This window comes from Nocardia sp. NPDC004654, assembly GCF_040609595.1.
In the GTDB taxonomy this organism is placed as follows: Bacteria; Actinomycetota; Actinomycetes; order Mycobacteriales; family Mycobacteriaceae; genus Nocardia.
This window is the reverse complement of record NZ_JBEXKI010000006.1, coordinates 378,743-398,994: the sequence shown is the minus strand read 5'-3', so window position 1 is coordinate 398,994 and position 20,252 is coordinate 378,743. Positions and strand designations below refer to the sequence as shown.

18 protein-coding genes are annotated in these 20,252 nt (G+C 69.3%); 13 read left to right on the top strand and 5 right to left on the bottom strand.

Annotated features, from left to right (window positions below):
- Positions 1-70 precede the first annotated feature (70 nt).
- From ABZV58_RS22335 to ABZV58_RS22300, 8 genes are all read left to right on the top strand, one after another.
- Positions 71-445: a DoxX family protein gene (locus tag ABZV58_RS22335; RefSeq protein WP_355002069.1), complete on the top strand. Its 375-nt coding sequence runs from the start codon at positions 71-73 to the stop codon at positions 443-445.
- A 156-nt stretch (positions 446-601) separates the two neighbouring features.
- Positions 602-1,615 (top strand): GAF domain-containing protein, encoded by a 1,014-nt coding sequence (locus ABZV58_RS22330; protein ID WP_355002068.1) that lies wholly within the window; start codon positions 602-604, stop codon positions 1,613-1,615.
- A gap of 339 nt (positions 1,616-1,954) precedes the next feature.
- A complete protein-coding gene (locus ABZV58_RS22325) occupies positions 1,955-2,398 on the top strand; it encodes a GyrI-like domain-containing protein (RefSeq protein ID WP_355002067.1) in 444 nt (147 codons plus the stop codon).
- Complete coding sequence (locus ABZV58_RS22320; protein WP_355002066.1) at positions 2,395-2,829, top strand: GyrI-like domain-containing protein; 435 nt, start codon at positions 2,395-2,397, stop codon at positions 2,827-2,829. The genes ABZV58_RS22325 and ABZV58_RS22320 overlap by 4 nt, the downstream gene beginning before the upstream one ends.
- 254 nt (positions 2,830-3,083) lie before the next feature.
- On the top strand, positions 3,084-3,854 hold the full coding sequence (locus tag ABZV58_RS22315) for a hypothetical protein (RefSeq protein ID WP_355002065.1): 771 nt from the start codon (positions 3,084-3,086) through the stop codon (positions 3,852-3,854).
- Complete coding sequence (locus ABZV58_RS22310; RefSeq protein ID WP_355002064.1) at positions 3,851-5,986, top strand: Rv1355c family protein; 2,136 nt, start codon at positions 3,851-3,853, stop codon at positions 5,984-5,986. The genes ABZV58_RS22315 and ABZV58_RS22310 overlap by 4 nt, the downstream gene beginning before the upstream one ends.
- 67 nt (positions 5,987-6,053) lie before the next feature.
- A complete protein-coding gene (locus ABZV58_RS22305) occupies positions 6,054-7,871 on the top strand; it encodes an EAL domain-containing protein (RefSeq protein ID WP_355002224.1) in 1,818 nt (605 codons plus the stop codon).
- 90 nt (positions 7,872-7,961) lie between these two features.
- Positions 7,962-9,089: a glycosyltransferase gene (locus ABZV58_RS22300; RefSeq protein ID WP_355002063.1), complete on the top strand. Its 1,128-nt coding sequence runs from the start codon at positions 7,962-7,964 to the stop codon at positions 9,087-9,089.
- A gap of 280 nt (positions 9,090-9,369) precedes the next feature.
- Here the strand turns inward: ABZV58_RS22300 and rsmI are convergent, their stop codons facing one another.
- Positions 9,370-10,227: a 16S rRNA (cytidine(1402)-2'-O)-methyltransferase gene (gene rsmI, locus ABZV58_RS22295; protein ID WP_355002062.1), complete on the bottom strand. Its 858-nt coding sequence runs from the start codon at positions 10,225-10,227 to the stop codon at positions 9,370-9,372.
- 436 nt (positions 10,228-10,663) lie between these two features.
- On the opposite strand from rsmI, the gene ABZV58_RS22290 reads away from it, so the two are divergent.
- Entirely contained in the window at positions 10,664-12,262 is a 1,599-nt protein-coding gene (locus ABZV58_RS22290; RefSeq protein ID WP_355002061.1) for a phospholipid carrier-dependent glycosyltransferase, read from the top strand.
- 8 nt (positions 12,263-12,270) lie between these two features.
- Here the strand turns inward: ABZV58_RS22290 and ABZV58_RS22285 are convergent, their stop codons facing one another.
- Together ABZV58_RS22285 and arcA are read right to left on the bottom strand one after the other, a co-directional pair.
- Positions 12,271-12,630, bottom strand: coding sequence for a GntR family transcriptional regulator (locus tag ABZV58_RS22285; protein ID WP_355002060.1), 360 nt, complete (start codon positions 12,628-12,630; stop codon positions 12,271-12,273).
- Between the two features lie 7 nt (positions 12,631-12,637).
- Positions 12,638-13,933 carry an arginine deiminase gene (arcA, locus tag ABZV58_RS22280; RefSeq protein WP_355002059.1) on the bottom strand — a complete coding sequence of 432 codons (1,296 nt, stop codon included), beginning with the start codon at positions 13,931-13,933 and terminating at the stop codon, positions 12,638-12,640.
- 124 nt (positions 13,934-14,057) lie between these two features.
- On the opposite strand from arcA, the gene soxR reads away from it, so the two are divergent.
- The gene (soxR, locus tag ABZV58_RS22275) at positions 14,058-14,543 is read left to right on the top strand and encodes a redox-sensitive transcriptional activator SoxR (protein ID WP_067784413.1); all 486 of its coding nucleotides are present in this window, start codon (positions 14,058-14,060) and stop codon (positions 14,541-14,543) included.
- On the opposite strand, the gene ABZV58_RS22270 is transcribed toward soxR, so the two are convergent.
- The gene (locus tag ABZV58_RS22270) at positions 14,512-15,375 is read right to left on the bottom strand and encodes an SDR family oxidoreductase (protein WP_355002058.1); all 864 of its coding nucleotides are present in this window, start codon (positions 15,373-15,375) and stop codon (positions 14,512-14,514) included. The two genes, soxR and ABZV58_RS22270, sit on opposite strands and share 32 nt — an antisense overlap.
- 146 nt (positions 15,376-15,521) lie before the next feature.
- Between ABZV58_RS22270 and ABZV58_RS22265 the strand changes: the two genes are divergently transcribed.
- Complete coding sequence (locus tag ABZV58_RS22265; protein WP_355002057.1) at positions 15,522-16,274, top strand: isocitrate lyase/phosphoenolpyruvate mutase family protein; 753 nt, start codon at positions 15,522-15,524, stop codon at positions 16,272-16,274.
- A 72-nt stretch (positions 16,275-16,346) separates the two neighbouring features.
- On the opposite strand, the gene metG is transcribed toward ABZV58_RS22265, so the two are convergent.
- On the bottom strand, positions 16,347-18,200 hold the full coding sequence (metG, locus tag ABZV58_RS22260) for a methionine--tRNA ligase (protein WP_355002056.1): 1,854 nt from the start codon (positions 18,198-18,200) through the stop codon (positions 16,347-16,349).
- Between metG and ABZV58_RS22255 the strand changes: the two genes are divergently transcribed.
- Both ABZV58_RS22255 and ABZV58_RS22250 read left to right on the top strand, forming a co-directional pair.
- The gene (locus ABZV58_RS22255; RefSeq protein ID WP_355002055.1) at positions 18,088-18,915 is read left to right on the top strand and encodes a TatD family hydrolase; all 828 of its coding nucleotides are present in this window, start codon (positions 18,088-18,090) and stop codon (positions 18,913-18,915) included. The genes metG and ABZV58_RS22255 overlap by 113 nt on opposite strands.
- Before the next feature lie 176 nt (positions 18,916-19,091).
- Positions 19,092-20,219: a transglycosylase family protein gene (locus tag ABZV58_RS22250; protein WP_355002054.1), complete on the top strand. Its 1,128-nt coding sequence runs from the start codon at positions 19,092-19,094 to the stop codon at positions 20,217-20,219.
- The last annotated feature ends 33 nt before the right edge of the window (positions 20,220-20,252 follow it).

Here is a 20,252-nt window from a genome sequence, read left to right as displayed (position 1 = left end):
GTACCCGAGTACGCTCTGGGGAGCACTTGGCTCCACGTGTAGGAACTTCATTCCGGACGAGGGACGGGCCATGAACATCGCGCTGTGGATTGTCGCCGGGTTGCTCGCTGTGGTGTATCTCGCCGCGGGCCTGGCGAAGCTCGTCCAGCCGTACGAGAAGCTCACCGCGAACCCGAGCATGGGCTGGGCGCAGGAGTTTTCGCCCGGCGCGGTCCGCCTGATCGGCGTGGCCGAACTGCTCGGCGCCGCCGGTCTGATCCTGCCCCGCGCCACCGGTATCGCCGAGGTCCTCACGCCGCTGGCCGCGCTCGGCCTTGCCGCACTCCAGGTCGGCGCGATGCTGGTGCACTATCGCCGCGGCGAGACGAAGAACCTGCCGGTGAACCTGGTCTTGGTGCTGCTCGCCCTGTTCGTCGCGATCGGCCGCTTCGCGGGCTGGGGCTGAACCGAAGAACGCCTCGCCGCAGCTTCGCGAGGTACCCGGCCGCTCCCGCGACGGTTAGAGTCGGTATTCGGGGCGTTGGTGGCCGTGGGGATCCGGCCGATGGGGAGCAGAACAGCTAGGAGTACACGCAACCGAAGTACGTGAGGGGGAGGACGTATGTGGTTTCTTGTCGATACGGCGGAGCCGGACAAGGTGATTCGGCATCTGCCGAAGGAGGGGACGGTGCGCGCGCGTGCGCTGCACCGGGCGATACGACCGGCCGCGCTGGTCGGGGCGGCGGGCGCGGTCATCGAGCAGGCGGTAGGGGGCGCGCGGCGGTGCGAACGAACGGTGCTCGTGCGCGGCGAAACGCATCGGCTGCTGGCGATTCCGGTGCCGGGGCCGGACGACGCGGTGTTGGCCGTGCTGCTGTGGGCCGGTCCGTCGCGTACCGATCCGCCCGATCCGCCCGCCGTCGACGCGTTCGTGTGGGACAGCCGCCAGTGGACGTTGCGCAACCACGGCGGCGGGGGATCGGTACTGCCCGAAGGGCATTCGATGCTGCACGGCGCCTGGTTCCTGTCGCGCGTCATCGAATGCGAGGACCGTGACCGGCTGATGACCGCGGCGCTCGCCCCGCGCCCCGGCGTCGCCTGGCGCGGCCCCATGCAGGTGCGCACGCCCGGCGACCGCATCGCGCGGGTGTTCGGTTTCCTGCGCTATCACGACGATGGCGCGCTGCGCGGACTCTTGCTGGAGGTGGCGTCGGACCGCGCCCCCGGTCTGGTGCCCGCGACGTATCGGGACGACGCGGCCGTCACGCTGCTCGGCGGCACTACCGCGCTGATCGACGCCGAGACCATGCAGATCATCGAATGGCTGACCCCGCCGCTCGCGGGCATCGCCTGGCGGCACCATCCGGCCTCGCGCGGCCTCGATCCGGACGACGGCCGCGAATTCAATTTGGCCACTACCCATCTCGTGCATCCCGACGACGTGGACGGCTACCTCGGCGCACTGCGCGAACTGGCCGAGCGGCGCAGCGACCGAACCAGAGTGGCGGTGCGGCTGCTGACGTTGCGCCAGGGCTGGCAGTCCGTCGAGCTCTACGGCGCCCGGCTGCCCGGCGGACCGCCCCGGTTTCTGATCTGCCTGATCCGGCCGGTCGGGTCGGATCCGGTGCCCCAGTAGGGAAACGGGACGCGGTCGGGTCGAGCGGCGACGGCAGGTCGGCGCTCGACCCGACAGGGGCGCGCGAGGGGTGGCTCGATCGTTGCTATCGGTTCGCTGTTCGACGGCCCGAGCCCGGTTCCACCGGGCGATCGGGGGCGGCGTCGGTGTGGACAACGGCGTCGCATTCGACACCCTGCGGCGCCGTCTTGCAGGACATCTGTCCAGTTCAGCGCGGCCAACCGGTCGGGCGGGCGGTAGGACATGTGATCGGTACCACCCGGATCATGTTGATAGCATGGCGTTTCTAGCCGACCGGATGCGGGCGGACCCCTGGATGCACCTCGAAAGAGTCTTTCCATGCAGTTTGAAATCGTCGAGCGGGACGAGACGTGGGTTGCCGGATTGCCGGTGCGCAGCCCGAAGCGTGCGCTCGGGAAACTGCGTGACCACGATCTGGAGGCGGCATGGGCGGCCGTGCTGCACCAGGAGCTCGGCGGACCGCTCGCCAGCGCCTACACCGACTACACCGGCGAACTCGGCACGTACAACTCCCAGATCGTCGGATACCAGTGCGGCTCCTTCGCCGAGGTGACTCGTGGCCATCTGGTCGCCCGCTTGCCGCGCGGCAGCTACGCGAAGTTCTCGTCGGTGGGTAATTTTCCGCAGGTGATGACCGACCTCTGGACGCAGATCGCCTACGCCGAGGAGCACAAGCAGATCAAACGGACCTATACCGGCGATTTCGAGTGCTACCCGCACGCGTACAAGATCGATCTGTACCTGGCGGTCGATCCCCGATGACCTATGCGATCGTCGTCCGCAACGAGGCGCTCTACGGCGGACTGGTGGTGCCGCGGGTGCGGCCGAGCTTCAAGGTCAGCAACAGCGACCTCATCGAGTTCCTGAAGGACCGGTTGCGTGATCGCGGGGCCGCCGCTCAACCCATGTACACCGTCTACGTGCCGGATCCGGCCGGAAACTACAACGCGATGGTCTGTTTCGAATACGCGGAACCGGGCGATGTTCCTGTCGGCGATCTGCTGGTACGGGTACCGAAGGGCGTCTACGCTCGGTTCGAACCGAATGGGGACTATCACGACCCGGTAGAGGACGTGTGGGCGCAGGTCGACGACGCGACGGCGTCCGCCGAAATCACGCGGGCCTATCGGGAGGAGATCGAGGTCTGGCGCGGAGCCGACGCGGTCGAGTTGTTCATCTCCATCCTGGTGTGATAGCTGCGGGTTAACTAAATGTGAACCGACTGGTCTCTCCTTTTTAACTTAGGAATACCTTCTAGCCTTTGACCTGCATGTATTTCGGGGTACACGATCAGTTTTCGGGAGATTAACCAGACGCCTGGTCAATTCATGCCGGATGACGGATACTGCCCTAGGCAAACTCTCCCGGAGCGCTCGGGCAGCGGGTGAGGGGGTCGGCCCGGCTCGAAAACCGCGCGCGGGCGCGGTAGCAACGGAGTAGGAACACCATGACTGTCGAAACAGTCGCAGTCGGCGCCTTCGGCGCGCGCGATGCCGAGGTGTTGCGGTTTCGCGACATGCATTCCGGTTATGTCTTTCATGTGGCTCCTCCGGACGCACATCCGGATCTGTGGCGCCGCTATCTGCGCGGTGCGCTGCGCGTTTACCGGCACTACGAAGTCGATCCGGCATTGGAATACGAGAAAGTCGCCGACGGGCGCTCGACGTCGTTGTTCTTCGCGGCGGTCGACCCGGCGGGCCAGGTGGTAGCCGGGCTGCGGGCGCAGGGTCCCTACCTCGTCGAGGACGAGGTGCACGGGCTCGGCGCGTGGGCCGGACGCCCCGGCGAGGCCGACCTGCGCGCGATGATCTCCGAGCGGATTCGCGAGGGCATCGTGGAGGTCAAGGCGGTGTGGGTGGCGCGCGACGGCATCGCGCACCGTGCCCAACTCGGCGCGGCGATCTCGCGCTGTGTGGTGCACGCGGCCTGGTTGCTCGGCGCGCGGTTCGGTTTCGTCACCGCCGCGGCGCACACCGCCCGCCTCTACGAATCCAGCGGTGGACGGATCGCCGAGGGCGTGCCGCCGGTGCCGTATCCGGACGATCGGTATCGCACCGTCCCGCTCTGGTGGGACACCCGCGCGTACCGCGCCAACGCCAGCAAGCTGCAAGGGTCGCTGCTCGCCCTCGAACGCGCGGCGCTCGGCGCCTGGTTCGCCCAGGCGCGCCGCCTGTCCACCGCGGTCGACGCTCGGACGGGGGGACTGGCGCAGGCATGAACGGTGACCCTGGTCCCGGTGCGGACTATCGGCCGCTGATCCTCGACGAGACGGTGCCGGACGAAGCGTCCGTCCTCACGCAACTGCGTAAGTCACCGATGATCCGCATTCTCGACTTGCGTGACGTGCTGCACGCCGAACTCCGCAAGGTGCACAATCCGCCTCAGGGCGGCCCGGAAAACGACCGATGGGTCTATTACCCGTGGCGGCGCACGCTGGTCGGATTGCCCGGCGAACAAACCTTCCGCGCGATCCGGCTGGACCGCAACCGCAACAAGGTGACTCGCGCCGAACAGCGGCGGCTCGCGGGCTTGGCTGTCGGGGTGATCGGGCAGAGCGTCGGACACGCCATCGCGCACACCCTCGCGATGGAGGGCTCGTGCGGGCTACTACGCCTGGCGGATTTCGACGACATCGAGCTGTCGAACCTGAATCGCGTGCCGGGCAACATCTTCGACATCGGGGTGAACAAGTCGATCGTGACCGCGCGGCGGATCGCCGAGCTCGATCCGTACCTGCCGGTGGAGGTGTACACCGCGGGGGTCGACGAGCACTCGGTGGACGAGTTCTTGTACGGGCTATCGATCGTCGTCGAGGAATGCGACTCGCTCGACGTCAAGTTCGCGGTCCGCGAGGGCGCGCGTCGGCACCGGCTGCCGCTGCTGATGGACACCAGCGACCGCGGCCTGTTCGACGTCGAGCGCTACGACCTGGAACCGGAGCGACCGCCCTTTCACGGCCTGCTCGGCGCGACGACCGCGGCCGATCTGCGCGGGTTGTCCACCAAGGAGAAAGCTCCGCACGTGATGCGGATCCTGGATCCGAAGGAACTGTCGGCGCGGATGGCGGCGAGCCTGGTGGAGATCGACGAGACCGTCACGACCTGGCCGCAGCTCGGCGGTGACGTGCAGCTCGGCGCGGCCATCGTCGCCACGGCCGTGCGCCGGATCGGCCTCGGCTACAAGCTCTCTTCCGGCCGGACCAGGATCGACCTGGAACGCGGACTCGACGGACTCGCCGAGCCGGAACCCGAAGACTTGGTCTGGGACAACGAATCCGAACCCGCCGCCGCGCCGTCCGGACCCGCGCGGGTGAACGTGCTGCACTGCGCGCAGCGTGCGCCGTCGGGCGGCAACACCCAGCCGTGGCGGCTGCTGATCGAGGACGACGCGCTGCGCATCGAACTCGCCAGGAATAAGTCCTCGTCGCTGGATATCGGCTACCGCGGCAGCGCGGTCGCGATCGGCGCCGCGCTGCACAACGCCCGCGCGGCCGCCGCGGCGCACGGCATCCTCGGCGGTCATCGTTTCGTCGAGGACGACGGCTTCGCCGCGCTGCTGGAGTTCGGCGCGGGCTCGGATCCCCTGCTGGCGCGCGACTATCCTGCGGCGCTCGCCCGCGACACCAACCGCAGGCTCGGCACCGGCGCGCCGCTCGCCGACGGCGTGCTGGCCGGTCTCGCCGCGGCCGCCGCCGCGGCGGGCGGCGTGGTGCACGCGATCACGGGCCGCACCGAGCTGGCCCACGCGGCGGCGCTGCTCGGCGAGTCCGACCGGATCCGCCACCTCACCCCGCGACTGCACCAGGAGATGTACGGCGAACTGCGCTGGCCGGGCGAGGACCTGCGCACCGGTATCGACGTGCGCGGCATGGAGCTTGCGCCGGACGAACAGGCCAAGATGCGGATCGCCGGACGCGCCGATGTGATGGCGAGATTGCACGAGTGGTCCGGCGGCGCCGCGCTCGGCGAGTACAGCCGGGATCGGGTGCTGTCCAGCTCGGCTCTCGTCGCGGTGACTCTGCCGTGCCGACCGGGGCCGGAAGGCGCGAGTCTGGCCGAATACGCCACCGCGGGCGCGGCGTTGCAGCGCGTCTGGCTGGAGGCCGAACGGCGCGGTTTGGCCGTGCAACCAGTGTCCCCGGTCTTCGTCTACGCGCGGCACCCCGACGAGCTGATCGCGATTTCCCCGGATTTCGCGGATACACTAACGTCACTTCAGGGCCGTTTCCTGGACCTGCTGGGAGTGCCTGGACATGAGATCATGGCATTGGTGCTTCGCCTGAGCTACGCGGCAGCAGCCACGGTCCGCAGCAGGCGGCTTCCAGTGCCGGGTGCGGGCGACCGCAGCTAGCACGATCGGAGACAAGGTGCCTCGGCGAACGCTCGACTCACTGGTGACGCAAGTCGCCGCCGAGTTGATGGGCGTCGACGCCACGACCATGGTGGCGGCGAGCGAACGCGTGCTCGCCAAGCTGGTCGAGCATTTCGACGTCGACTTCAGCTACCTGCGCCACACCGACCGGGAACGGCGCGCCACCGTGCTCGTCGCGGAATGGCCGCACCGCGGCGAGATCCCGGATCCCGATCCGCTGAAGGTCGTGCAGTTCGAGAACGCCGACTCGGTGTTCCGCGAACTCGAGTTCGCCACCGAACCGATCGTGGTGCGCCCCGACCACCGCTCCGCCGATTACCAGGAGACGATCCGGCGCTCCTCCGGAATTCCCCAGGTGGCGATGGCGTGCGTGCCGCTCATCTCGCGCGGCGAGTCCACCGGCGTGCTCGGTTTCATCAAACAGGGCGACCGGGACTGGAGCACCAGGGAACTCAACGTGCTCAAGGCGATCGCCGCACTGTTCGCCCAGGTGCAGGCGCGGGTGGTGGCCGAGGAGCGGCTGCGCTACATCGCGCTGCACGACGATCTGACGGGTCTGGCCAACCGCCGCGCGCTGCTCGAGCACATGGAGGACCGACTACGGCCCGGCAATCCCGGCCCGGTGGCGGCGTTCTTCCTCGATCTCGACCGTTTGAAGGCGCTCAACGACTTCCTCGGGCACACCGCGGGCGACAACTTCATCCGCACGCTCTCCTCGCGCCTCAGAGAGAACCTTGACGCCAACGACATGATCGCCCGCCTCGGCGGCGACGAGTTCGTCATCGTGCCCGCCAAGCCGATGGACGCGGTCACCGCCGAGCTGGAGGCCACCAGGATCCAGCAGCTCATCGGCCGCCGGGTGACCGTGGGCGGGGAATCGGTGAGCCGGGGCGCGAGTGTCGGTGTGGCGGTCGGCATCCCCGGCGAGACCACGGTGGCCGACGTGCTGCGTCGCGCCGACCACGCCCTGCTGTCGGCCAAATCGGGCGGCGGCAACGGCGTCGCGGTGTTCACCGACGCCATGCGGGCCCAGTTCGAACTCCAGGACGACGTGGAGCTGAACCTGCGCGGCGCGGTCTCCGACGGCTCGCTGCTGCTGCACTACCAGCCCGAGGTGGACCTGCGCACCGGCCGGATCGTCGCGCTGGAGGCGCTGGTGCGGTGGATGCATCCGACCAGGGGGCTGCTGCCGCCCGGCGCGTTCGTCACCGTCGCGGAGGCGACGAATCTGGCGGGCGAGCTCGGTCGGTGGGTCATCCGCTCGGCTTGCGCCCAGTTCGCCGAATGGCGCCGCCGCGGTCTGGCCGCCAACGTGGTGATGCGCATCAACGTCTCGCCGGTGCAGCTCGTCAGCTTGGACTTCGTGGAGCGGATCGAGGACATCCTGCGGCTGTTCGGCATCGACGGCAGCTCGGTCTGCCTGGAGATCACCGAACACGTCGTCGTCCAGGATCTGGCCCGCACCCAGGTGACGTTGCGCGGGCTCAAGCGGATGGGCGTGCAGATCGCCATCGACGATTTCGGCACCGGCTACAGCTCGCTGTCGCATCTGAAAGCGCTGCCGGTGGACGCGGTCAAGATCGACCGCGGTTTCGTGCAGCGGCTCGGCGCGAGCACCGACGACCTGGCCATCGTGAAGTCCATCATCGGCCTGGCCGGATCGTTCGGACTCGGCGTGGTCGGCGAGGGCGTGGAGACCGCGGTGGCCGCCCGAACGTTGGTCGGCCTCGGTTGCTATCGGGCACAGGGCTTTCTGATCGCCCGGCCGATGCCCTCCGACCAGGTCGAGTCGCATCTCGCGCTCGGCCGGATTCCGCTGGATCTGGACTTGCCGCGCGCCGCGCGCGGCGTCGCGAAGCACTGACCGCCGATTCCCCGGTTCTTTCACTGCTGTTCACCGCCCGTTGAGCGCTAGGGTGCCGCAGGTATCCGGTTGCGCTGCGACGATCGGCGGGTGCGCATCGTGCAACTGGCGAACTTCTACGGTCCGCGGTCCGGCGGGCTGCGCACCGCACTGCATCATCTGGGCGCGGGCTACGTGGCGGCCGGGCACGAGGTGGTGCTGATCGTGCCGGGACCGCGCCGCAGCGAGGAGGTGCTGCCCGGCGGCGCGCTGCGGATCACCTTGCCCGCCTTGGCTATTCCGTGGACCGGCGGCTACCGTGCCGCCGACCCGCGCCGGGTCGCCGACGTGCTGACCGGGTTGCGGCCCGACGTGCTCGAGGTGTCCGACCGGCTCACGCTGCGCGGTTTCGGCCGCTGGGCGAGTCGCCGCGACGTGGCCAGCGTGATGATCTCGCACGAACGGCTGGACCGGCTGCTCGGCCAGATCCTGCCGGGTGCGCTGGCCCGCAGGTGCGCCGACATCGCCAACCGGCACACCGCGGCCGAGTACGACATCGTGGTCTGCACAACGGAATTCGCGCGCGCGGAGTTCCTGCGGATCGGCGCGCCGAATGTCGAGCTGGTTCCGCTCGGCGTCGATCTGGACCTGTTCAGCCCGCGTCGCCGCGATCGCCGCCTGCGCGCCGACCTCGCGGCGGCCGGGCATACGCTGCTCGTGCACTGCGGGCGGCTCTCGGTCGAGAAGCGCGTCGACCGCAGCATCGAGGCGGTGGCGGAGCTGCGCAAGGCGGGCACCGAGGCGCGCCTCGTCGTCGCGGGCGACGGACCGCGCCGCGATGCGCTGGAACGGCGCGCGCGTGCGTTGCTTCCGCTGCCGAGCGGGCAGCCCGCCGTGCACTTCACCGGCTTCATCACCGATCGGGCGATGGTCGCGAAATTGCTTGCCACCGCGGATGTCTCGCTCGCGCCTGGGCCGCACGAGACCTTCGGCCTCGCCGCGCTGGAAGCGCTCGCCGCTGGCACGCCGGTTGTCGCGAGCCGCTCCTCGGCGCTCGCCGACATCGTCACCGCCGACTGCGGCGCGGTCGCCGACGACCACCCGACCGCCTTCGCCGAAGCCGTCAGCGACGTGCTCGCGATGCCCGCCGTCGGCCGCCGCCGCGCCGCCCGCACCCGCGCCGAACAATTCACCTGGCCCCGCGCCGTCGCGGGCATGCTCGACGTCCTCAACCGCTGACCGCTGCCATCCGGCCGTCCCACACAGGTTCCGTACGCCTCACACAGGCGGTGCCTGTGTGAGGCGTACGAACGCTGTGCGGCAGCAAGATCCGGGTCCCAGGTTCGGCACCCGGCACACAGGCCGTGCTCCTGTGGCGTGCACGAACACCGTGTGGGGGCCTGCCAGCCGAGTATGCGGGTCCCACACGGGACTTGTACGCCTCACATAGGCGGTGGCTATGTGAGGCGTACGAACGCTCTGTGGCAGCAGGAGTGCTCGCGGGTTCGCAGGGTGCGGGCTAGTCGCGGGCGGCGAGGACGGCGTCGTAGAGCTCGCGGCGGGAGACGTTGTTGGCGCCGGCGATATGCGCGCAGGCGTCCTTCAGGCGCAGGCCCTGGGCCGTCAGTGCTTCGACTTCGGCGACCAGGTCGGCCGGGTCGGCGGCTTTCGGCTGGGCGCCCTCCAGGACGACGGTGATCTCGCCGCGGGCGCTGTCGACGGCCCATTCCGCGAGTTCGGCCAGCGTGCCGCGGACGACCTGTTCGTAGGTCTTGGTGAGTTCGCGGCAGACGGCGGCGCGGCGGTCGGGGCCGAGTACCTCGACGGCGTCGGCGAGGCAGTCGGCCAGCCGGTGCGGCGCCTCGAAGAAGACGCAGGCGCGCGGCTCCTCGCGCAGGGTGCGCAGCCATTCCTTGCGCTGCCCCGACTTTCGCGGCGGGAAGCCGTCGAAACAGAAGCGCTCCACCGGCAGCGCGGAGAGGGCGAGCGCGGTGGTGACGGCCGACGGACCAGGCAGGCAGGTGACCGGAAGATCGCGTTCCACGCAGGCCGCGACCATCCGGTAGCCGGGGTCGCTCACCGAGGGCATGCCCGCGTCGGTGACGAGCAGGACGGTGCGCCCGGCCTCGATCTCGCTCAGCAGCGCCGGGATGCGGGCGGTCTCGACGTGGTCGTAGAAGCTCACCACCCGCCCGGTGATCTCGACGCCGAGCGCCTTGGCGAGGGCGCGGGTGCGGCGGGTGTCTTCGGCGGCGACCACGTCGGCGGACCCCAGCGCGTCGCGCAGGCGCTGGGACGCGTCCCCGATATCGCCCATCGGCGTCGCCCCGAGCACCAGCCGCCCGCCCGAGCCGCCCACCGTCGCCTGGTCTCCCACCGCACTCCCGTCTCGTACTGAACCCGGCAAGTTCCGGACACGAGCAGCCTAGTGGGCGCTGCCGCACGGAGTCCGTCCTCAGCCCGCGATGGCCGCAGTGCAGGCGGCGACACGCCTGTCGGCACTAGCCGGACACATTCTGCCGCCCGCGCTGCCGTGGCGGAGTGGGCGGACGTCCAGTGCGCACAGCCGGACAGAGTCCGCCGCCTGCCCGCGCACGATCCGAGCGAAGGGCAGTACACCCCGTGGGCGCTGCCGGACGCAGTCCGCCGTCAGTCCGCGTGTGGCGGAGCGAAGGCGGAGTACATACCGTCCGGTTTCCGAGTATGTCGGTATGCGATCCCCGCCCGCGGTCCGGCAGCGACGAGATGTGATTCGGGCGGTGTCCGGGTCACCGATGCGGGACCTCGGGGCGTGTACCTAATACGATCGGGGCGTGACCCAGGTGACCTCCCGCGCGACCGTACCCGGGGCCGTGCCCACCTGGTCGAGCCCCGCGCCGCTTCGGCCGTCGCCCGATTTCGGGCCCGTCGACACCCTGCGCGGCTGGCTGGTCACCGCCTTCCTGACCGCGATCGCGGCGGTGACTCGGTTCACCATGCTGAACTACCCGACCGACGCGGGCACCCCCGTCTTCGACGAGAAGCACTACGCGCCGCAGGCCTGGCAGATGCTGACCGGCGGCGGCGTGGAGGACAACCCCGGCTACGGGCTCGTGGTGCATCCGCCGGTCGGCAAGCAGATGATCGCCATCGGCGAATTCCTGTTCGGCTACAACGGCTGGGGCTGGCGGTTCACCGCCGCGCTCGCCGGAACCGTGCTGGTCTTGCTCGTCATCCGGATAACGCGCAGGCTCGCCCGATCGACGCTGATCGGCGCCATCGCGGGCATCCTGGTGATCGCCGACGGGCTGCTCTTCGTCTCCTCCCGCATCGGCATGCTCGACATCTTCATGGCGCTGTTCATCACCGCGGCCTTCGGCTGCCTGGTGCTGGACCGGGACGACGTGCGGGCCAGAATGGCGCGGGTCGACCTCGAAGGACGCATCGGCGCGACGCCGTGGGGTCCGCGACTAGGCGTGCGCTGGTGGCGTTTCGGCGCGGGCGTGCTGCTCGGCCTCGCGTGCGGCACCAAGTGGTCCGGCATCTATTTCATCGCCGCGTTCGGCATCCTGAGCGTCTGCTTCGACGTGGCGGCGCGCCGCGCGTACGGGGTCCGCAAGCCTTGGGTGGGCACGGCGCTGCGCGACGTGGGTCCCGCGCTCTACGCGCTGGTGCTGATCCCGCTCGGCGTCTATCTGGCCACCTACTGGGCCTGGTTCGTGAGCGAGACCGGCGTGTACCGGTACGCGGTCGGCAATCAGATCGGATCGGACGGCCCGTGGTCGTTCCTGCCCGAGCCGTTGCGCGCGCTGTGGTTCTACAGCGGCGAATCGCTGCACTTCCACGAGGGATTGACGAATTCCGCGGGCAACCACCACCCGTGGGAGTCCAAGCCGTGGACGTGGCCGATGGGGCTGCGGCCGATGCTGTACTACTACGCCGACACCAATGTCACCGGTTGCGGGCAGGCGCAGTGCGTGAAAGCCGTGATGCTGATCGGCACCCCGGCGATCTGGTGGATCGCCCTTCCGGTGGTCGGCTGGCTGCTGTGGCGCAGTATCGTCCGGCGCGACTGGCGCTACGCCGCGGTGCTGACCGGCTACGGCGCGGCACTGCTGCCCTGGTTCCTGACCCTGGACCGGCAGATGTACTACTTCTACGCGGTGCCGCTCGCGCCCTTCCTGATGATGGGCGTCGCGCTGGCGCTGGGTGACGTCCTGGGACCGGCGCGCTCGTCGCCGCTACCGCGCAGCCCGCTGGGCACCTTCCTTCCCGAGATGCCCAGCGAGCGGCACAGTCTCGGCCTGCTCGCGGTCTGCCTGTATCTGGGCCTGGTGGTCGCGAACTTCATCTGGCTGTGGCCGATCCTGACCGCGCTGCCGATCACCCCCGCCAGCTGGCACGACCATCTCTGGCTGCCCAGCTGGCGTTAGGGCGTACCTCAATACTCGAGCGCGGATTTCACGTAGCGCAGCGCGGTTTCGTCGTCCAGGCCGAGCCGCCGGATGGCCGAGACGTACGCGGTCGCGGCGCGTCCGGCCGCGTCGCGGGTCGGGTCGCCGGAGGACGCGATGAACGAACCCTGCCTGCCTCTGGTCTCCAGCACGCCGTCGGCCTCCAGCTCGCGGTAGGCGCGCGCGACGGTGTTGGGCGCCAGGTTCAGCTGGGCGGCCAACGCTCGCACGGTGGGTATCTTCGTGCCCGCGGTCAGCTCGCCGGAGCGCACCTGCGCGATGACCGCGAGCCGCAGCTGCTCGTACGGCGGGATGGGCGAATCGTGGCTGATCGTGAGTGTGAACATGGGCGGCTCACACGTCGTCCCTGGACAGCGGACAGGACAGACACCGCGGGCCGCCGCGCCCCGAACCCAGCTCCGAGCCAGGGATCGGCAGCACCTCGATGCCCGCGTCCAGCAGCCGAGCGTTGGTCATCTCGTTGCGTTCGTAGGCGATCACGACGCCGGGGGCGACGGCGAGGGTGTTGTTGCCGTCGTCCCACTGTTCGCGTTCGGCGGTGACGCCGTCGAGTCCGGTGTCGATCACCCGCAGCTTGCCGATGCCCATCGCCTCGGCCGCCGCGGGCAGGAACGGATCGGGTCCGCGCATCGTCACCCCGCCGCCGCCCTCGTGGCTCACGTAGTCGTCCTCGCGGTGAATCGTGAACGCGCGCAGCTCGTCTCGGACGGCCGGGTACATCACCACGGCGTCGGTGTCGACCATGGTGCACACCGTGTCCAGGTGCATGGTCGCCCGCGTCTGCGCGATCGGGATGACCAGCACGGTGTGCGCGAGTCCGTCGTCGAACAGGCTGCGCGCCAACGCTTCCGCCCCGGCGGGCGTGGTCCGCTCGCCGACGCCGACCGCGACCACGCCCGGCGCGAGCAGCAGCACGTCGCCGCCTTCGATCGGCGCGGTGTGCGATTCGTAGGCTCGCCGCACCCCGAGGAAGCGCGGGTGGAAGGCGTAGATGAGATCGGTCAGCGAGGTCTCGCGGATCCGGGCGGGCAGGGCGAGCGAGGTGATCGCCACGCGCGGCCCGACCCAGAACGAGGAATCCCTGGTGAACAACAGGTTGGGCAGCGGGTCGATGACGAAGTCGTGGCCGTGGTGCATCCGCCGCACCAGCGAGGCCGCGTCGGGGCCGAACGGCAGTTCGTCGAAGGTCATGCCCGCCATCAGGATCTCGGCCAGCTCCTCGGCGGGCACCCCGCGCAGGTAGGCGGCCAGCTCGTCGGCGAGCACGTGACCGAGCCTGCGCGCGTCGACGGCGGCCGAGATGCCCTGGATGCGCGCCGCGCCGCTGGCCGAGATGGTCTCGGCGAGCAGATCCGCCAGCAGCAGCACCTCGACGCCGCGGTCGCGTAACACGTCGGCGAAGGTGTCGTGCTCCTGTTGCGCCCGCTCCACCCAGGGGATGCCGTCGAACAGCAGCTGGTCGTTGTTGCGCGGGGTGAGTCTGCGCAGTTCGGCGCCGGGCCGGTGTAGCAACACCGTGCGCAGGGCGCCCACCTCGGAAGTAACCCCGTAACGCGGTTCGCCGGCGCGGTCGGGCCCGCCCCCGCGCCAGTCCTTTGCATCGTCGACGGGCACAGCGTCTGCTCCCATCCTCCGACCGTAGTTCGCGATCGGCGTAACAGGATGGAAATCGGCCTCCCAATGCCGTGGGGTGTCCGAATTCGTCCCGAGCACCTCTAACCTGAAGTATTGTTCAGGTGAATGGAGGAGTGTGATGTCGACAGCCGATTGGCGAGCAAAGGAACTGACCCCCGGGCAGCTGTCCGAGCGTAGCGGAGTGGCCGTGTCCGCGCTGCATTTCTACGAACGCGAAGGGCTCATCTCGAGCCGTCGTACCAGCGGGAATCAGCGCAGATACCACCGCGAGACGCTGCGCAGGGTCGCGTTCATCCGCATCTCGCAACGGGTCGGCATACCGCTCAGCGAGATCCGCGAGGCGCTGGACAAACTGCCCGAGAGCCGCACCCCGACCCGGCGCGACTGGGAGACCCTGTCCACCGCGTGGCGCGAGGATCTCGACGACCGCATCAGTCAGCTGATCCGGCTGCGCGACAACCTCACCGGCTGTATCGGTTGCGGCTGCCTCTCGCTCGGCAGCTGCAAACTCGTCAACGAGCGCGACCGGCTCGGCGAGGAAGGTCCCGGCGCCAGGGTGCTCGACACGCACCTCAACTGCCCGACGAAGCCAGCAGCCTGTTGAACTGGGCGCTGGCCCGGCGGATCACGAACTCGTACGGGAACGCGAACTTGCGCGCCCACCAGTAGCCGAAGCGGATGTCGAACGAGCTGTAGATCAGGAACCGGTTTCGTTCGACACCGCGCAGGATCGCCGCGGCCACCCGCTCGGGCGGCACGGCGTGCTTGGTGAACGTTTTGGTCATCCTGCGCACCCTTGGATCGTCCCGGTCCACCCCGACCAGCTCGACGGTGTGCACGAGCGGCGTGTTCACCGCGCCCGGCGCCACCAGGTGCACCGAGATGCCGTGCCGTGCGAGGTCGAAGCGCAGCACCTCGGAGACGCCGCGGATACCGAACTTGCCCGCGCTGTAGGCGGCGTGCCAGGGCAGCGCGAGCAGCCCGGCCGCCGAGGACACGTTCACCAGCGCGCCGCCGCGGCCCGCGCGCACCATGGCGGGCACGAAGCTCTCGATGACGTGGATCGGCCCCATCAGATTGATGTCCACCATGCGCTTCCAGTGCCGGTGCTCGAGGTTCTCCACGGTGCCCCACGCCGACGTGCCCGCCACGTTCATCACCACGTCCATGCTGCCGTGGGTGTCGTGGACGTCCGCGGCGAAGGCGGCCACGGCGTCGTAGTCGGTGATGTCGAAGGGCCGCGAGTCGAGCACGGTCCCGCCCGCGCGCCGGATCTCCTCGACCGTGGCGCTCAGTCCCTCGGCATTGATGTCGGTGAGCACCAGCTCGGCGCCCTGCTCGGCGGCCGCGATCGCGGTCGCCTTGCCGATGCCGCTCGCCGCGCCCGTCACCAAGACCTTCGCGCCGCGTACCGTCTTGCCGCGTCCTCGCCCCACTGTTCGCACTTTCGGATCCCATCTCGCTAGCCCGACTCGGCCCATGCAGGCTACTTCGCCCGCCGCGCAGGCTACGGCAGCTAGCCGATTCCAGGGATGGGGTGTGTCACACTGCGACGGGCTCGGGCGGGGTCCATGATCGGTGTATGACCACTGTGGAAAGCAAGGCCAAAGAACTGCTCGCGCTGCACCGTCCGGGCGACCCGGTCGTCCTGCCCACCGTGTGGGACGCGTGGTCGGCGAATCTCGCTGTCGCCGCGGGCTTTTCGGCCCTCACGCTGGGCAGCCACCCGGTCGCGGACTCGATCGGGCGCAGCGACAACGAGGGCATGACCTTCACCGAACTGCTCACCAGGGTCCGCCAGATCACCGACGCGGTCGACGTGCCGGTCTCCGTCGACATCGAGGCCGGATACGGCCTCGAGCCCGCCCAGCTGATCGAGGGACTGCTCGACGCGGGCGCGGTCGGCCTGAACATCGAGGACACCGTGCACAGCGAGAACGGACGCCTGCGTGGCGACCAAGAGCACGCCGACTTCGTGCACGGGCTGCGCGAATTCGCCGACGCCGCCGGGGTGCACGTCGTGGTCAACGCCCGCACCGACCTGTTCATCAAGCAGGTCGGCGACGAGTCCGATCGTCTGGACCGCGCCATCGCCCGGCTGACGCTGGCCGCCGCCGCGGGCGCCGACGTGCTGTACCCGGTCGGCAGGCACTCCGACGCCGACATGCGCCGCCTGACCTCGGAACTGCCGCGGCCCGTCAACGCGATCGGGCTGCCGGACAAGTCGGATCGCGCGGAACTCGCCGCGCAAGGTGTGGCCAGGATCAGCTTCGGACCCTACCTCCAGTTCGCGCTGGCGACCGAGGCCAACCGGCTGCTCGAGCGGTGGAAGTAGAGCCCGCGCGGCACGAAAAACGCGGAACGGCACGGTGATTCCTCCGGGAATCGCCGTGCCGTTCCGGTTGCGTCAGTCCTTCTTCTCCAGGTAGCGCGGGTACACCGGCTCCGGCGCGGGCAGCGAGACACCCGGCGTGAGCGGAGTCGCGATGTCGGCGAAGGTGCGGCCCTGCTGGGCGAGCAGGTCGAGGATCTTGGCCGACGACCCGGGCAGCACCGGCTGCACCAGGATCGCGACGATGCGGACCACCTCGAGCGTCACGTACAGCACCGTCGCCATGCGGGCGAGGTCCTCTTCGGTGCCCGACTTGCGCAGCGCCCACGGCGCCTGGGCCGAGAAGTACTTGTTGGTCTCGCCGAGCGTCAGCCAGATCGCCTCGAGCGCGAGATGCATCTGCTGGGCGTCGAATTCGGCGCGGCAGCGTTCCAGCAGACCGTTCGCGCGGTCGAGCAGTTCGCGGTCCTCCGCGGTGAACTCGCCCGGCGTCGGCACGGCCGCGTCGCAGTTCTTGTTCACCATCGTCAGGCTGCGCTGCACCAGGTTGCCGAACTCGTTGGCCAGGTCGCTGTTGATCCGGCCGACGATGGCGTCGTGGCTGTAGCTGCCGTCCTGGCCGTAGGAGATCTCGCGCAGCAGGAAGAACCGCACCGCGTCGACGCCGTATTCGTCGACGAGCTCGAGCGGGTCGACGACGTTGCCGACCGACTTCGACATCTTCTCGCCCTTGTTGTACAGGAAGCCGTGCACGAATACGCGTTTCGGCAGCTCGACCCCGGCCGACATGAGGAACGCGGGCCAGTACACCGTGTGGAAACGGGTGATGTCCTTGCCGATGATGTGCACGTCGGCGGGCCAGAACTTCTGGAAGGCAGCGGATTCGGTGTCCGGGAAGCCGACGCCGGTGATGTAGTTGGTGAGCGCGTCCACCCAGACGTACATCACGTGGTCGGGGTGGCCGGGCACCGGCACGCCCCAGTCGAAGGTGGTGCGCGAGATGGACAGGTCCTTCAGGCCCGCCTTCACGTAGCTGACGATCTCGTTGCGACGCGTTGCGGGCGCGATGAATTCGGGATGCTCCTCGTAGAGCGCGAGCAGCCGGTCCTGGTACTTCGACAGCCGGAAGAAGTAGTTGGACTCCTCGGTCCACTCCACCGGCGTCTTGGTGTCGGTGGAGACGCGGCTGCCGTCGTCGAGCAGCGTCGTCTCCTCCTCGGTGTAGAAGGCCTCGTCGCGCACCGAGTACCAGCCCGAGTAGTTGTCCAGGTAGATGTCGCCGTTGGCGAGCATCCGCTCCCAGATCGCGATGCTGGCCGTCTGGTGGTCGGCGTCGGTGGTGCGGATGAACCGGTCGTAGGAGACGTCGAGCGTCTTGTCGAGCTGCTCGAAGACGTCGGAGTTGCGCGCCGCGAGCTCTTCCACCGGAATGCCCTCGGCGGCCGCGGCCTGCTGCATCTTCTGGCCGTGCTCGTCGGTGCCGGTCATGAAGAACACGTCGTAGCCGTCGAGTCGCTTGAATCGGGCGATGGCGTCCGCCGAGATGTACTCGTAGGCATGTCCGATGTGCGGCGCACCGTTCGGGTAGGCGATGGCCGTTGTGATGTAGAAGGCGGGGCGTTCAGCTGCGCTCATGGTGTGTCTACTGTAATGCGCGTGCTTTCCGTCGCTCACGTGAATATCCCCGCAGGACCCGGCCGTCGCCCGGCGGCGATCCCGGGTGGAAGCGAATGCCGATGAGCGAGCGTCGGCGAGCGAACCATCGACACAGCGCCACGCGGCGCACGACGCAGCCGAGCGCTGGCGAGGCGGAGTCGTGAGCAGCAAGCGCCCCGCGCCCGATCTGCCCGAGCCGCTCGCGCCGCTGGTGGACGCGCACACCCATCTGGATGCCTGCGGCGCCACCGACGCCGAGTCCACCGCCGCCATCGTGGATCGCGCCGAATCGGTGGGCGTCGGCAAGGTGGTCACGGTCGCCGACGATCTCGCCGCCGCGCAGTGGGCGGTGCGGGCCGCGCACTGGGATTCGCGCGTCTACGCCGCGATCGCGCTGCACCCCACCAGGGCCAACGCGCTGGACGACGCGGCGAAGGCCGAGTTGGAGCGGCTGGCGGTCGACCCGAGAGTCGTCGCCATCGGCGAGACGGGTCTGGACTACTACTGGCCGGGCAAGCTCGACGGTTGCGCCGACATCGAGACCCAGGTCGAGGGGTTCCGCTGGCACATCGAGCTGGCCAAGCGGGTGCGCAAGCCGCTGATGATCCACAATCGCGAGGCCGATCACGACCTGCTGACCGTCCTGCTGGACGAGGGCGCGCCGTCGACGGTGATCTTCCACTGCTTCTCCTCGGACGCCAACATGGCGCTGTCCTGCGTCGCCGAGGGCTATGTGCTGAGTTTCTCCGGGACGGTCAGCTTCAAGAACGCCCACGAGCTGCGCGAGGCAGCGAAGGTGGTGCCGGATGAGCAGATTCTGGTGGAGACCGACGCGCCGTATCTGACGCCGCACCCGTTCCGTGGCGCGCCGAACGAGTCGTACTGCCTGCCCTACACGGTGCGTGCGCTCGCCGAACTGCGCGAACAGGATCCGCGCGAACTGGCCGAGATCACCACCGCGAACGCACGGCGCGTCTACGGAATCTGAAGGCGAGTGCGCGTACCCGCGTAAGGGGACTGGAAACCCGTTGTGTGGCTCAGGTCACTTCGTGTCTCGAGGCTGTTATCTACCTGCGGCGTCGATATCTTCCCGTGATCTGAGCTTCTCCAGCTCGCCCAGATGCGGTTGTCGGGGCAAGGTCGCTTCGTTATCGTACTGTGACCATGTCGCCCTTCACGAGGATCAACCAGTCGCGGTCGCCACTGCTGTACGCGGCCGTCGCGGCGCTGCTGCTGACGCTGATCGTCGGCGCCTCGCTGGCGATCGTGAACCGCAAGACGGTGACGGTGGTCGTGGACGGCGAACGGTCCATTCTGAGCACCATGTCCCGCAACGTCGACGGCGTGCTGCGGGCCGCCGGGTTCGACCTGACCGAACGTGATCTGGTCCGCCCGGGCCGCGGCTCCACGGTGACCGATGGCGCGACGATCGTGCTGAACCGGGCGCGTCAGGTGGCGCTGACCGTGGACGGCAGGGCCGAGACGGTGTGGACCACCGGCCTCACCGCGGGCGAGGCGCTCGCCCAGCTGAACCTCCCCGCCGACACCTACGTCTGGCCCGCACGCGACGAGCGGCTGCCGCTGGACGGCGCGGCGCTGCGCATCTCCAGCCCGCGCTCGGTGTCGCTGCTCGACGGCATCGGCAACGCGGTCGACGTGCGGCTCGCCGCGCCGACCGTCGGCGAATTCCTCTCCGTCGCTGGCATCCCGCTGATCGAGCAGGACACCGTCGAGCCCGCGCCGAGCACTCCGCTGACCGACGGCCTGCGAATCGTGGTGACCCGCAAGCGCGTCGAGCACCACACCGAGACGCTGCCGCTGGATCCGCCGGAGAACGTCATCGAAGACCCCGAGATGAACATGAGCCGCACCGTCGTCGAGAACCCCGGCGTGCCGGGCGTGCACGACGTGACCTTCGCGGTGACCAGGGTCAACGGCGAGGAAGTCGAGCGCAAGCAGGTCGAGTCGGTGGTCTCCGTGCCCGCCCAGCCCAAGACCGTGCGCAAGGGGACCAAGCCGGGCACCGAGGTGCCGCCGGTGCGTGACGGCCAGATCTGGGACGCGCTCGCGCGCTGCGAGTCCAACGGCAACTGGGCCATCAACACCGGCAACGGCTACTACGGCGGCATCCAGTTCGACCAGAGCACCTGGGAGCGGCAGGGCGGCCTGCGCTACGCGCCGCGCGCCGACCTGGCCACCCGTGAGGAGCAGATCGCCATCGCCGAGGTGACCAGGGCCCGGCAGGGCTGGGGCGCCTGGCCCGCGTGCACCAGCAGGCTCGGGCTCGGCTGACTTTCGGATCGTCGCGCGGCCGGGTGGGTCCGG

Coding starts and splice junctions, on each gene's coding strand:
- ABZV58_RS22335 (WP_355002069.1), top strand. CDS start 71: ATGAACATCGCGCTGTGGATTGTCGCCGGGTTGCTCGCTGTGGTGTAT.
- ABZV58_RS22330 (WP_355002068.1), top strand. CDS start 602: ATGTGGTTTCTTGTCGATACGGCGGAGCCGGACAAGGTGATTCGGCAT.
- ABZV58_RS22325 (WP_355002067.1), top strand. CDS start 1,955: ATGCAGTTTGAAATCGTCGAGCGGGACGAGACGTGGGTTGCCGGATTG.
- ABZV58_RS22320 (WP_355002066.1), top strand. CDS start 2,395: ATGACCTATGCGATCGTCGTCCGCAACGAGGCGCTCTACGGCGGACTG.
- ABZV58_RS22315 (WP_355002065.1), top strand. CDS start 3,084: ATGACTGTCGAAACAGTCGCAGTCGGCGCCTTCGGCGCGCGCGATGCC.
- ABZV58_RS22310 (WP_355002064.1), top strand. CDS start 3,851: ATGAACGGTGACCCTGGTCCCGGTGCGGACTATCGGCCGCTGATCCTC.
- ABZV58_RS22305 (WP_355002224.1), top strand. CDS start 6,054: ATGGGCGTCGACGCCACGACCATGGTGGCGGCGAGCGAACGCGTGCTC.
- ABZV58_RS22285 (WP_355002060.1), bottom strand. CDS start 12,630: ATGTTCACACTCACGATCAGCCACGATTCGCCCATCCCGCCGTACGAG.
- arcA (WP_355002059.1), bottom strand. CDS start 13,933: ATGGGAGCAGACGCTGTGCCCGTCGACGATGCAAAGGACTGGCGCGGG.
- soxR (WP_067784413.1), top strand. CDS start 14,058: ATGTCGACAGCCGATTGGCGAGCAAAGGAACTGACCCCCGGGCAGCTG.
- ABZV58_RS22265 (WP_355002057.1), top strand. CDS start 15,522: ATGACCACTGTGGAAAGCAAGGCCAAAGAACTGCTCGCGCTGCACCGT.
- metG (WP_355002056.1), bottom strand. CDS start 18,200: ATGGCGGCGGTGGACTCGGCGTCGGTGGCGCCGCAGGCATCCAGATGG.
- ABZV58_RS22250 (WP_355002054.1), top strand. CDS start 19,092: ATGTCGCCCTTCACGAGGATCAACCAGTCGCGGTCGCCACTGCTGTAC.